The sequence below is a fragment of the Sorangium sp. So ce327 genome (assembly GCF_051530205.1).
Classification (GTDB): Bacteria; Myxococcota_A; Polyangia; order Polyangiales; family Polyangiaceae; genus Sorangium; species Sorangium cellulosum_B.
This window is the reverse complement of sequence record NZ_CP150330.1, coordinates 3551937-3565250: the sequence shown is the minus strand read 5'-3', so window position 1 is coordinate 3565250 and position 13314 is coordinate 3551937. Positions and strand designations below refer to the sequence as shown.

The window sequence follows — 13314 nt, the reverse complement described above, 5'->3', positions numbered from 1 at the left end:
CCGGGCCGAGGGCTCACCTTGACCCTCGCGCGGGGGCGCCGGAAGATGGCGGAGCCATGCTCATCCTCGGGATCAACGCCTACCACGGCGATGCGTCGGCAGCCCTGCTCGTCGACGGCCAGCTCGTCGCGGCGGCGGAGGAGGAGCGGTTCAGCAGGATCAAGCACTGCGCGGGCTTCCCGCGGCTGGCGGTCGAGTACTGCCTCGGCGCCGCCGGCGCGCGGGTCGAGGACATCGATCACATCGCGATCAGCCGCGACACGAGGGCGCACCTCGGCGACAAGCTCCTCTACGCGCTGACGCGGCGCTCGCCGGCGGGGCTCCTCAAGGGCTCGCTCGGCGCGAGCGACCCGAAGGTGCACCTCGGCGCCGCCCTCGGCGTCGACCCGAAGCGCATCCGCGCCGCGTCGCACAGCGTCGAGCACCACCGCGCGCACCTCGCCTCCGCGTTCTTCCCCTCGGGCTTCGACGAGGCGGCGGTCCTGTCCATCGACGCCTTCGGCGACTTCGTCAGCACGATGTGGGCGCGCGGCCGCGGCAACAAGCTGGAGATCCTCCGGCACGTCGGCTTCCCCCACTCGCTCGGGCTGTTCTACTCGGGCCTGACGCAGTACCTCGGGTTCCCCAAGTTCGGCGACGAGTACAAGGTCATGGGGCTGTCGGCCTACGGCCAGCCGGATCTGCTCGACAAGCTCCGGCAGGTGGTGCGCGTCAAGGACGGGGCGTTCGAGCTCGGGCTCGAGTACTTCCAGCACCACACGAAGGGCATCGCGATGACCTGGGAGGGCGAGCCCCGCTACGGCCCCATCCACTCCGAGCGCCTGATCGACCTGCTCGGCCCTGCCCGCAGCCCGAAGAGCGGGATGGAAGATCGCTTCATGGCGGTCGCCGCCTCGACGCAGGCGGCGTTCGAGGAGGTCTACTTCGAGCTGCTCGCGACGGCGAAGCACCTCACCGGCTCGCCGCGCCTCGCCCTCGCGGGCGGCTGCGCCTACAACAGCGTGGCCGCCGGGAAGATCCGCCCGAAGGGGCTGTTCGACGACGTCTTCATCCAGCCCGCGGCCGGCGACGCGGGCACGGCGTTCGGCGCGGCGCTCTACGTCCACCACCACAAGCTCGACAACCCGCGCGGCTTCCACCAGACGCACAGCTACTTCGGCCCGGCCTTCTCGCAGGAGACCATCGACGAGCTGCTCCGGAAAGAGCAGGTCGCGTTCGAGACCCTCCCCGACGAGGACCTGATCCCCCGCGTCGCCAGGGCGATCAGCGAGGGCAAGGTGGTCGGCTGGTTCCAGGGGCGGATGGAGTACGGCCCGCGCGCGCTCGGCAACCGCAGCATCCTCTGCGACCCGCGGCGGCCGGACATCAAGGACGCGATGAACGAGCGGATCAAGCGCCGCGAGATGTTCCGCCCCTTCGCGCCGGCGCTGCCCCTCGAGCGCGTCGGCGACTACTTCGAGCAGACCTCGCCGGACCCGTTCATGGTCAAGGTCTACAAGATCAAGCCCGAGCGCCGCGCCGAGATCCCCGCCGTGACCCACGTCGACGGCACGGGGCGCCTCCAGACGGTGACCGCCCAGGAGAACCCGCGCTACCACGCGCTCCTCAGCGAGTTCGGCCGGCAGACGGGCACGCCCGTCCTCCTGAACACCTCCTTCAACGCGAGCGAGCCGATCGTTTGCACCCCAAAGGAAGCGCTCGACTGCTTCCTCCGGACCAAGATGGACGTGCTCGTGCTCGAGCGGGCCTACCTCGAGCGCGCGCCGGCCCTCTAGGCAGACCGCGCGCGCTCCGGGCAGGCCGCGAAAAGCCCGCCGGAAGCGGCCGTGGAGGCGCGGCCGAAAGTTCGTGGTTGACGTGGAGCGAGGGGACGGCAAATGGGCGTCCCCGGCATGTGGAAGAACGGGACGCCGGGCGCCCTGCCCCACCTCGACGGAGCGCCGGAGCAACCGGCTCCGACGACCGGGGGTGCTTGGACGCCTTGCCTCGAGCATGATGCCGGCCCGCCGCGCGGCTTGCGCGCGGACCTGGTACCCCATGGGCCCACGGCGCTGCATGCGCTCACGGCCCCTCCTGCGTAAGGGTCCGCGCCGCGGCGGCCCAGGCGGTCAAAGAGGATGGATGCGAATCGGATGAAGCTCGTACTCGAAGACGGGACGACCATGACGGGCCGGTGCTTCGGCGCCCCGCGCGCGGTGAGCGGCGAGGTCGTCTTCAACACCGGCATGACGGGGTACGTCGAGACGCTCACGGATCCCTCGTACAGAGGCCAGATCCTGACGATCACGTACCCGCTCGTGGGCAGCTACGGCGTGCCCGCGCCGCGCAAAGCAGGCAGCGTCGACGGGCCCTACGAGGCCGACCGCATCCAGGTGCAGGGGCTCGTGGTCCAGAGCTACGTGGAGCGCTACAGCCACCACGCCGCGGTCCGCTCGCTCGGCGCCTGGCTCGCCAGCGAGGGCATCCCGGCGATCACGGGGATCGACACGCGCACGCTGACGCGGCGGCTCCGGGAGGTCGGGACGATGAAGGGCTGGCTGTGCCCGGCCGAGATGGACCTGGAGCGGGTGAAGCGCTCGGCCGAGGCCGTGGACATGCGCGAGGAGGTGTTCCGCCTCGTTTCGCCCCGCGAGCCCATCACGTACGAGGGCGGCCCCCTGAAGGTGCTCCTCATCGACGCGGGCGCGAAGGACAACATCGTCCGCTCGCTCCTGCGGCGCGGGGTCACCGTCATCCGCGCCCCGTACCACGCGCCCATCGCCGAGCTCGCCGAGAGCGCCGACGGCATCCTCATCGGCAACGGCCCCGGCGACCCGAAGGACCTCGGCCAGCTGGTCGCCGCGGTGCGCGGCCTGCTCGGGACCTACACGAAGCCGATCTTCGGCATCTGCCTCGGCAACCAGATCCTCGCGCTGGCCGCCGGCGGCGACACCTTCAAGCTGCCGTACGGCCACCGCGGCGTGAACCAGCCGGTGCAGGACCTCCTGAGCCGCCGCTGTTACGTCACGAGCCAGAACCACGGGTACGCGGTGAAGCACGAGTCGCTGCCCGCCGAGTGGGAGCCCTGGTTCGTCAACATCAACGACGGCACCAACGAGGGCATCCGCTCGCGGCTCCGCCCCTTCTTCAGCGTCCAGTTCCACCCCGAGGCGACGCCCGGGCCCGAGGACGCGGGCTACCTGTTCGACGACTTCCTCCGCCTCTGCGGCGCGATGAAGGGGTCCTCCGATTCGCGACTCAAGACCGCGGGGGCCGCTGCCGCGGAGCCCCGCGCCACCCCCACCGCAGGAAGGAGCTGAGCCATGTACGGCGCGTATCTCCCCAAGAAACCCCGGCGCGTCCTCGTGCTCGGCTCCGGCGCGCTCCAGATCGGTCAGGCCGGCGAGTTCGACTACTCGGGGTCGCAGGCGATCAAGGCCCTCAAGGAAGAGGGGATCGCCACCGTCCTCGTGAACCCCAACATCGCCACCATCCAGACGAGCGAGGGGCTCGCCGACCGCATCCACCTCTGCGCGGTCACCCCGGAGTTCGTCGAGCGGATCATCGTGAAGGAGGAGGTCGACGCGATCGCCCTCTCCTTCGGCGGGCAGACGGCGCTCAACTGCGGGCTCGAGCTCCACGACTCGGGCATCCTCGACAAGTACGGCGTACGGGTGCTCGGCACGCCGATCAAGGCGATCCGCGACACCGAGGACCGGCGGCTCTTCATCGAGCGCCTCGACGAGATCGGCGTGAAGACCGCCCGCAGCCGCGCCTGCCGCTCGGCGGCCGAGGCCATGGCGGCGGCGCGCGAGATCGGGTTCCCCGTGATGCTCCGCGGCGGCTACGCGCTCGGCGGCAAGGGCAGCGGCATCGTCGAGAGCGAGCGCGACCTCGAGGACGCCGTGCGCCGCGGCTTCGCCGGCGGCGTGCCCCAGGTGCTCGTCGAGGAGTGCCTCCGCGGCTGGAAGGAGATCGAATACGAGGTCGTCCGCGACGGGCGCGACAACTGCATCACCGTCTGCAACATGGAGAACCTCGACCCGATGGGGATCCATACCGGGGAGTCGATCGTCGTCGCCCCGTCGCAGACGCTGAACGACGAGGAGTACCAGCTCCTCCGCTCGGTCGCGCTGAAGACGATCCGCCACCTCGGCATCGTGGGCGAGTGCAACATCCAGTACGCGCTCGACCCGCACAGCGCCGATTACCGGGTCATCGAGGTGAACGCGCGCCTCTCCCGGTCGAGCGCCCTCGCCAGCAAGGCGACGGGCTACCCGCTCGCCTACGTCGCCGCGAAGATCGCCGTCGGCTACACGATGCCGGAGATCGCCAACGCGATCACCCGCAGGACGACCGCGTTCTTCGAGCCGGCGCTCGATTACCTCGTCTGCAAGGTCCCGCGCTGGGATCTCGGCAAGTTCCGCGGCGCCTCGATGCGGATCGGCAGCGAGATGAAGAGCGTCGGCGAGGTCATGGCCATCGGCAGGACGTTCCCCGAGGTCATCCAGAAGGCGCTCCGCATGCTCGACATCGGGGTGAAGGGGCTCGACCCCGACGCGTTCACCTTCAAGGACCTCCGCGACGAGCTGCAGAACGCGACGCCGCTCCGGATCTTCGCCGTGGCCCGCGCGCTCCAGGAGGGGATGTCGGTCGACGAGATCCACAACCTCACCAAGATCGACCGGTGGTTCTTGAACCAGATCGAGCCGATCGTCCGGATGCACCGGGATCTGAAGACGCTGAAGGTCGCCGTCCCCGCGCAGGCCGACAAGGCCGCGCAGGAGCCGGCGCTCGAGGAGGCGACCCTCCGGGAGGCGAAGCAGCTCGGCTTCAGCGACCGGATGATCGGCACGCTGACGGGCGCGCCGCGGGGCTCGATCCGGGAGGCCAGGAAGCGGCACGGCGTCGTGCCGCACCTCGCGCAGATCGACACGCTCGCGGCCGAGTTCCCCGCCGAGACGAACTACCTCTATTCGAGCTACCACGCGTCGGCCACGGACGTCGCGCCGTCCTGGCGGAAGAAGATCATGGTGCTCGGCTCCGGCGCCTACCGCATCGGATCGAGCGTCGAGTTCGACTGGTGCTGCGTCAACGCGATCCGCGCGGCCTCGGAGCTCGGCTACGAGACCATGATGCTGAACTACAACCCGGAGACGGTCAGCACCGACTACGACACGTGCGACAAGCTGGTCTTCGACGAGATCAGCTTCGAGACGGTGCTCGACATCTACGAGCGGGAGCAGCCCTACGGCATCGTGGTCAGCATGGGCGGGCAGGTCCCGAACAACCTGGCGCTCCGGCTGCACGAGGCGGGGGCGCGCATCCTCGGCACGAGCCCGGGGAGCATCGACACCGCCGAGGACCGGAAGAAGTTCAGCGATCTGCTCGACCGGCTGGAGATCGACCAGCCGCGCTGGGCGCACGTCGTCGACGCCGGCCAGGCGGGCGAGATCGTGAACAAGCTCGGCGGCTTCCCCGTCCTCGTCCGGCCGAGCTACGTGCTGAGCGGCGCGGCCATGAGCGTGGCGCACGAGCCCAACGAGCTCGATCGCATCCTCGCCCGGGCCAAGGCCGTCTCCCCCACCTACCCCGTTGTCGTGTCCAAGTTCGAGACCCACGCCCGCGAGGTGGAGATCGACGCGGTCGCCGATCGCGGGGAGATCATCCTCTGGGCGATCAGCGAGCACATCGAGAACGCCGGCGTCCACAGCGGCGACGCGACGCTCGTCCTGCCCCCGCAGTCGCTCTACATCGCGACGATCCGCAGGATCAAGCAGATCGCCCAGCAGGTGGCGCGGTCGCTCTCGATCACCGGGCCGTTCAACATGCAGTTCTTGGCCAAGCACAACACGGTCAAGGTGATCGAGTGCAACCTGCGCGCGTCGCGGAGCTTCCCCTTCGTGTCGAAGGTCACGGGGAACAACTTTGTCCGGGAGGCGATGCGCAGGATGCTCGGCGTGTCGCAGCCGGTCGAGAACCGCGGGCTCGACCTCGATTACGTCGGGGTGAAGGCGCCGATGTTCTCGTTCTCGCGCCTCGTGGGGGCCGATCCGATGCTCGGCGTGGAGATGGCGAGCACCGGCGAGGTCGGCTGCTTCGGCGACGACATGCACGAGGCGCTCCTGCACTCGCTGCTCGCGACCGGCTTCAGGTTCCCCAAGAAGGGTGTGCTGCTGTCGCTCGGGCCGCTCGAGGACAAGTACTGGTTCGCCGACGAGGCCCGCGTCATCGCCGAGCACCTGAAGCTCCCCATCTTCGCGACGCCGGGCACGGCCGAGGCGCTCCGGGCGCTCGGGCTCGAGTGCACGAGCCTCGCGAAGCAGCCCGACGAGGGGGAGACGGCGATGAGCGCCATCGAGCAGGGGAAGGTGGATCTCGTGATCAACATCCCCCGCGAGTACGACCAGCTCGGCCGTCCGGACGGCTACCTGATCCGGCGGCGCGCTGTCGACGCGAACATCCCGCTCCTCACGGACCTCCAGCTCGCGCGGGCGGTCATCGGGGCGATGCGCGCGAAGAGGATCGAGGATCTGCGGACCCTGTCCTACGACGAGTACCTCGCGCGGAGCCCGGTGGCGCTCAGGTGACCTGAAGCGCTAGCGCGGCGAAGAGCGGCTCCGGGTGGCTCGGGAGGTTGTACCGAGCCGCCCGGCCCCGCGACGGACACTCCCCCACGGGGCCGGCTGCCCTCCTGAGAGCAGAACCAACACCGGCCCTCGCCGCGCCCCGCGACGGATGCGCCCCCGCACGGGGCCTGCCGACTTCATCAGAGCAGAGGTAGGTGCACGAACCCAGACGGCGGGCTCGCCTTCAGTCGTTCGTGACGATGAACCAGCCGTTCACCATGCCGTTGCCGGTCGACGAGGTCGATCCCTGGATCGGGCTTGTCCCCTCATTGCGGAGGCACATGCCGACATTCCATTCGCCCTCTGGCAGCACCGTCGTGGCAGAGACCGAGTAGGTCGTGCGGGTCGGCGTGAAGTAGTGGCTCGCGAAGGTGCCGCCGAAGAAGTTGACGAGCTCGCCGGTGCCGCCGCGCCGCTGGTAACAGAGGCCGAGCGGGGCGACGAACGCAGCGCTGGACGCCCGCAGCCCGAGCGGCGCAGAGGCCGATCCGGTCACGCGCTGGCTGCCGGTGATGGTCACCGACCCCGGGGGGCCGACGAAGACATACGCGGCGCTGCCACCATCAAAAAGGGGAGCAACGTTGCCAGCAATCGCGATCGTCGCGACCACACCCGTCGGCCCCTGAGGCCCTGTCGCGCCCACTGGCCCGGTCGGGCCCTCGGGCCCCATCGGCCCCTCGGGTCCCATCGGCCCCTCGGGTCCCATCGGGCCCTCGGGCCCCGTCGGCCCCGTCGGCCCCTCGGGTCCCATCGGCCCCTCGGGCCCCATCGGTCCCTGGGGCCCCATTGGCCCCTCGGGCCCCATCGGTCCCCTCTCGCCGGGCAGGCCAGCCGGCCCCGTCGGCCCCGCCGGCCCCTCGGGCCCTGTCGCGCCCACGGGCCCCTCTGGCCCCTTCGGCCCCTGGGGCCCTGTCGGTCCCTCCGGCCCCTGGGGCCCTGTCGGACCCGTCGGTCCCATGGGACCCGCGATTCCGCTCGAGTTGCCCACCCAGTTGCCGCTCTCGTCGATGACGACCCTGCCGCCGATCTTCACCAGCTTCGGCGTGATCTCACCAACAGCGTTGTTCGCGACCATCGCGTACGGGACGCTCCCGATCGAAGCGCGGGGCTCCATCTCCTGATCGTCCCCGACCGTGATTCCGATGTAGCGAACCGAGCCGTCAAAGACCTTCGCGGATTGCTCCTCGGTGAAGTCGAGCACGGTGGAGAAAAAGCCTTCGTCGAACGAGAGCGCGATCTCCTCGCTCCAGAGCGGCTCGTCGTCGTCCTCGGCGGCGTAGATGGCGAACGTCACCGAGAGGACGTCATTGACCGGCTCGCCGTTGGCCGTGAAGAGCCGCCCCTGATGCGAGATCTGCATCGGCACGGCGGCGGCGGCGCCGCGCACGAGGCCGACGGAGGCGGCGAGAAAAACACCCATCGCGAGGACACGCCGTCCCATCCCGTTCATGGCACGCTCCCGTTCGCCCCGACCAGACCGCCCTGCACGCGGTAACTCGGTGAGGTCGTCTTTCCCTGATTCTGCGTCGGCTGACCGAGCGTGAAGACCATGCGATAGCTCGGACTCCTCACGACCTTCCCCGCGCTGACCATCTCGCCCGCGGCGATGCCCCGATCCCCCACCTCGGGACGCCCACCTGCCCCACCCCCGCCCGCCGAAGCCACAGGATCGCCTGCACCGGCCCCGCCAGCCCCCCCGAGACCTTCACCCCCCGACCCGGCCCCAGGCACGGACACGTCGGGACTGCCGCAGCTACAGCCCGGAGACACGGCGAGCGATGCAACAGTCAAGCCTAGCCACACCGGGAATTGCAGTCGCGCCATCAACGTGTTCCCCTCTGCTTCCGGGGCTTACGATCCGGACCAGGAAGGTACGCGCCCGGCCACCAAGGTTCAATCTATTCCCGAGCCATTGTGATACATCGCCGCTTTACGTCGGGGTCGACAGGCGGCGCCACGGGCTCGAAAGCGCGCCGACACGCTCACGCCGCGATCGCAAGGCGATGTCCGAGGCGAGCTGAACGCCGAGAATCCTGGCCCCGCCGGCGGAATGCCCTCGTCCCACGCTCTCCTGCCCTCCCCGCGCGCGGGGGCATCTCCCGCCGAGCGCTGCCCCAGCGCGCCGCGCCGATGGGCCCGCCTTCGGCCGCTCCCGGAGCGCCCCGAGGCGGTGCGTCCGCGGAGCGGACATGCCTTTCTACAGCGGTTTCCGCCCACCTCTGCCACGTGCAGAGCGGCGGTCACCCGCACAGGAGACGGGCCCAGATCGGCGTTTTCGGCGCGCAAGCGCACTCCGGTGCGCTGAGCACCGAAAACGCCGAGGTGGGCCCGTATCCGAAGCGGGTGCCCGCCGCTCTAGAGATCGTCGCAGACTGGACCTGCCTCGCCGGGCCCCTCGCCCGCGACGCCCGGCTGGCCCTGCGCCCCGCCGCCGCTGTTCAGCTCCTCCGAGATCGCCCCGGGGTTGAACGTCATGAACCACCGGAGCGACCACCAGAGCAGGTTGAACCAGGCCGGCACAGGCAGCCTGCGCGTGGCCCCGACCTCGGCGAGCCCCGCCGCCGCGAAGACGACCGGCAAGATGGTGCCGAGATCCGCACGGTAATCCATCGCCTCGCGCACATCGGCGTTGATCCCGGCAAAGGCGTGCGCGACCGCGCGGGCGACGCGCGTCGGACCAGGATGCCCCTCGGGCCGCGGCGCGCCGAGCGGGTGGCCGTCGTCCTCGCGCGCCCCGTCGACCAGCCCGGCGAGCCGGGCGCGGAGCCGCTCCGGATCGAGCCCGCCCTCGGAGCGCTCGACGATCACCGAGCCCGTCATCGGACGGATCGAGACGACCTCGCAGGCCGGATCGGCCGCGAGCTGCTCCGCGATCCGCTCGCACACCCGACGATGGCCGGCCAGCGCCGGCGCGCGCAGGCGGACGCGCCGCTCCAGGGCGTGGACGACGAGGACCGCCGGCGACATCATGACGACGGCTCGCCGTGGAGCTCCGAGGCGCCGTTGCTCTTGCGCGCTGCCCGCTCGCCGCGCGCCCCGCCCGCGGCCTTCTGGCGCACCCGCTCGGCGACCTCGGCGAAGAGATCCTCGACGTGCTCCCGCTGGCGCTCGAGCAAGCCGACGCCCAGCCTGCCCAGGTGGAGCCCGAGCGCCGCGATCTCGACGACCACCGGCCGGAGGTGCTGCTTCTTGCCCATCAGGAGGACGGCCGTGCCGACCCCCAGGGCGAACGACGGTGGATGGAACTTCATGATGCCATGTCTCCCTTGCGCAGCCCGGCGACGCGCGCGGCGCGCACGCCTTGCTTGCGTCTCGCGGCCGCCCCCGCATCCTCGCCTGCGCCCTGGTCCGTTTCCGCTTCCGCTCTCGCGCCTGCTGCTTCCGCTTCGGCTGACGCGTCCGATTCCGCTTCTGACGCCGATTCCGACTCCGATTCCGCTTCCGACTCCGATTCCGCTTCCGACTCCGATTCCGCTTCCGACTCCGATTCCGACTTCGATTCCGCGCGCCTGCCGTTGACGATCACGATCTCGCGGCCAGCGCTCGCGGAGCGCCCCAGAGGACCGCGGAGCAGCGCGGGCAGCGCGCCCACGGCCACGGCGAGCGCGATCTCCCCGGCGCGGAGGCGCTGCGCCCCCAGCAGGCGGCCCAGGGACCCGGAGCCGAGCGCGAGCGCCTGGAGCGCGGACGTGGCGGCGAGCGCGCGGGCCACGTGCGGGCTGTCCCGGCGGAGCGCGGCCGCCGCTGCGCCCTCCCCGGCGCCGGCGCGGCAGGCCAGGATGTGGAGCAGCTGCGCGGTCACCAGCGCCGTGAACGCCCTCGTCCCCGCGGTGGCCCGGCCGCCGAGCGCGTACGCCGACAGCGACGCGCCGGACATCGCGGCCGCGTCCACGCCCAGCGCGCGGAGATCGGCCGCGCCGAGCAGCCGCGCCGCAGGGTCGCGCGGGGGACGCCGCATGACGCCGGCCTCGGCCGGCTCGAGCGCGAGCGCGAGCGCCGGCGCCACGTCGGTGAGCAGGTTGATCCAGAGCAGCTGCAGCGGCGTGAGCGGAGAGGCGCCGCAGAGGGCGCCGACCAGCATCGTGAGGACCTCGCTCGCGTTCGTCGCGACGAAGTAGGCGATCGCCCGGCGGACGTTGTCGTGCAGCCGCCGCCCCTCGCGGACCGCCTCGGTGAGGCTCGGCAGATCGTCCTCGGCGAGGACCACGTCGGCCACGGCCCGCGCGATGTCCGTGCCGCGCTTGCCCATGGCCACGCCGACGTCGGCCGCCTTGAGCGCGGGCCCGTCGTTCACGCCGTCGCCCGTCATCGCCACGATCGCGCCGCCCTGCTGGAGCGCCCGCACGATGTCGAGCTTGGCCTCCGGGGTGACCCGGCTGTGCACGGCGTCCGGCGGGATGCCGAGCTCGACGCCGATCGCGCGCGCGGTCCGCTCCTGGTCGCCCGTGAGCATCAGGGTGCGGATGCCGGCGCCGGAGAGGGCCTCGAGCGCCTCCCGCACGCCGGGGCGCGGCGGGTCGCGGAGGCCGATGAGGCCGGCGAACTCGAGCGGAGCGTCGTTGTCCGGCCGGCCGTTCTGCCGCCACGCGAGCGCGAGCACGCGCAGCCCCCGCGAGGCCATCGCGTCGTTGTGCCGGAGCACCTCGCCGCGCTCGTCGCCGGCCCCCTCGCGCCGCGGCGGCGCGTCGCAGCGCGCGACGACCTGCTCGGGCGCGCCCTTCACGAGCTCGATGTGCCCGAGCTCCGGGTGGTCGTGGACCGTCACCATGAACGCCCGCTCGGCCGAGCGCCGCGCCTCGCTCACGCGCCGCGCCGCGAGGCGCCGCGCCGACACGGGGTAGCCGGCGGCGAGCGCGAACTCCACGAGGGCGCGCTCGGTGCCGCTGCCCTGGACGACCTTGCCCGCCTCGCTCAGCTCGACGTCGGCGTTGAGGGCGGCGATGCGCGCGAGCGCGTGCACGCGCGGGGCGGCGGCGTCGACCTCCCGCCCGTCCTCGCCGATCAGCGCGATCGCGCGCCCAGGCCCCGCGCCGCCGCCCCGGCGCGCGGCGCGCTCCACCCGCAGGGCGCCCTCGCCGGGGAGGAAGATCTCGGCCACCTGCATCCGGTTCTCGGTGAGCGTGCCGGTCTTGTCGGCGCAGACGACGCTCACGGCGCCGAGCGTCTCGGCCGCGGCGAGGCGGCGGATCACGATGCCGGAGCCGCGCAGGCGGCGGCTCGCGAGCGCGAGCGCCGTGGTGCCCACGGTGGGGAACCCCTCGGGGATGGCGGCGACGCCGAGCGCGACGGCGCTCCGCAAGAGCGCGCGGAGCGGCCTCCGGCGCGCGAGGCCGACGACCATCACCGCCGACGAGCTCGCGAGCGCGAAGGTCGCGAGGCGCCGGCCGATCCAGGCGAGCTCCTGCTCGAGCGGCGGGGTGCGCTCGGACTCGCGGGAGAGCGCGCGCTGGATGTCCCCGAGCGCGGTCCACCGGCCGGTCGCGACGACCACCGCCGCCCCCTCGCCCGAGGCGATCGTGGTGCCCGCGTACACCATGCCGCGGCGCTCGGCGAGCGGCGCGCCGCCGTCGACCCTCGCGGCGCACTTCTCGGCGGGCTCGCTCTCGCCGGTCAACGTGCTCTCGTCGGCGGCGAGGGCGCGCGAGGTCAGGACGCGCGCGTCCGCCGCGACCGGCTCGCCGGCGCGCAGCGCGAGCACGTCGCCCGGCACGATCTCCGACGCGGCGAGCCGCTGCTCGCGCCCGTCGCGCACGACGCGCGCCCACCCGACGCGGAGGTCGCCCCACGCGTGCAGGAGCTCCTCGGCGCGCGACTCCGTGTACGTGCCGATCGCGGCGTTCGCGCCGACGACGACGAGGACGGCGCCTGCGTCGATCGTGTCGCCGAGCGCGAGCGACACGCCCGCCGCGCCGAGGAGCATCGCCGTGGGCACCGTGAAGATCTGCCCGGCGAGGATCTCGATCGACGAGCGGGTCGCGACGCCGGCGAGCTCGTTCGGGCCGACCGCGCGGAGGCGGCGGCGCGCCTCGGCGGCGGTGAGCCCCTCGCGCGGATCGACGCCGAGCGCGCGGGCGACCTCGCCCGCGTCCTCCGCGTGGGCGCAGAGCGCCACGTCGACGCGGCGGGCGCGCTCGCCTCCCCCCTGCCCGGCCGGCGCGCCTCCACCCTGCCCGGCCGGCGCGCCTCCACCCTGCCCGGCCGGCGCGACCTGGCTGCCCCAGGCCCGCGCCTGCCACGCGCGGCGCTCGTCCTCGCCCGCCGTGCCCTCGCGGGGGCGCGCGCAGCGGCGCGCCGCGCGCACGAGCGCGCCCACGCCCTCGGCCATGGCCCGCACGGCGCGGCGCGCGGACGGCGGCGGCGGGGCGCCGGGCACGGCGTGGGCGCCAAGCACGAGCGCGGCCTCGTCGGCCGCGTCCTCCCCCACGCGCACGAGCACCCGCCCGGTGCGCGCGCTCGCCCGCGCGGACACGACGCCGGGGATCGCCGCGAGGTCGCGCTCGATGCGCGCGGCGCGCGCAGCGTCTCCGAAGAGGCCGGCCACCTCGGCGCGCACCCGCGCGATCCCGGCGGGCCCGTGCAGATCGCGCGCAGGCGTGCGATCTGCACGGGCCCGCCGCCGCGCGCCGCCGCCGCGGCCCCTGCGCCCGCCACGAAGATCGATCCAGCCCCTGCCCCGACGCTCCATGATCCTCCGCGCTGAGGCGGA

General features: G+C 72.6%; 7 protein-coding genes. 3 read left to right on the top strand and 4 right to left on the bottom strand.

Annotated features, from left to right (window positions below; genetic code table 11):
• The first annotated feature begins 56 nt into the window (after positions 1 to 56).
• The 3 genes from WME95_RS13530 to carB all read left to right on the top strand — a co-directional run bounded on the left by WME95_RS13530 (position 57) and on the right by carB (position 6569).
• Positions 57 to 1775: a carbamoyltransferase family protein gene (locus tag WME95_RS13530; protein ID WP_437552242.1), complete on the top strand. Its 1719-nt coding sequence runs from the start codon at positions 57 to 59 to the stop codon at positions 1773 to 1775.
• A 357-nt stretch (positions 1776 to 2132) separates the two neighbouring features.
• The gene (gene carA, locus WME95_RS13525; protein WP_437908816.1) at positions 2133 to 3299 is read left to right on the top strand and encodes a glutamine-hydrolyzing carbamoyl-phosphate synthase small subunit; all 1167 of its coding nucleotides are present in this window, start codon (positions 2133 to 2135) and stop codon (positions 3297 to 3299) included.
• Between the two features lie 3 nt (positions 3300 to 3302).
• Entirely contained in the window at positions 3303 to 6569 is a 3267-nt protein-coding gene (gene carB, locus WME95_RS13520) for a carbamoyl-phosphate synthase (glutamine-hydrolyzing) large subunit (RefSeq protein ID WP_437908814.1), read from the top strand.
• 223 nt (positions 6570 to 6792) lie between these two features.
• Here carB and WME95_RS13515 read toward each other — a convergent pair whose 3' ends face one another.
• The 4 genes from WME95_RS13515 to WME95_RS13500 form a co-directional block, all read right to left on the bottom strand.
• Positions 6793 to 8058 carry a collagen-like protein gene (locus WME95_RS13515; protein ID WP_437908813.1) on the bottom strand — a complete coding sequence of 422 codons (1266 nt, stop codon included), beginning with the start codon at positions 8056 to 8058 and terminating at the stop codon, positions 6793 to 6795.
• Positions 8059 to 8963: 905 nt separating this feature from the next.
• On the bottom strand, positions 8964 to 9578 hold the full coding sequence (locus tag WME95_RS13510) for an HMA2 domain-containing protein (RefSeq protein WP_437552238.1): 615 nt from the start codon (positions 9576 to 9578) through the stop codon (positions 8964 to 8966).
• Complete coding sequence (locus tag WME95_RS13505; RefSeq protein ID WP_437908812.1) at positions 9575 to 9859, bottom strand: hypothetical protein; 285 nt, start codon at positions 9857 to 9859, stop codon at positions 9575 to 9577. Before WME95_RS13505 ends, WME95_RS13510 begins: the two co-directional genes overlap by 4 nt.
• Positions 9856 to 13293 carry an HAD-IC family P-type ATPase gene (locus WME95_RS13500; RefSeq protein WP_437908811.1) on the bottom strand — a complete coding sequence of 1146 codons (3438 nt, stop codon included), beginning with the start codon at positions 13291 to 13293 and terminating at the stop codon, positions 9856 to 9858. The genes WME95_RS13505 and WME95_RS13500 overlap by 4 nt, the downstream gene beginning before the upstream one ends.
• Positions 13294 to 13314 lie beyond the last annotated feature (21 nt).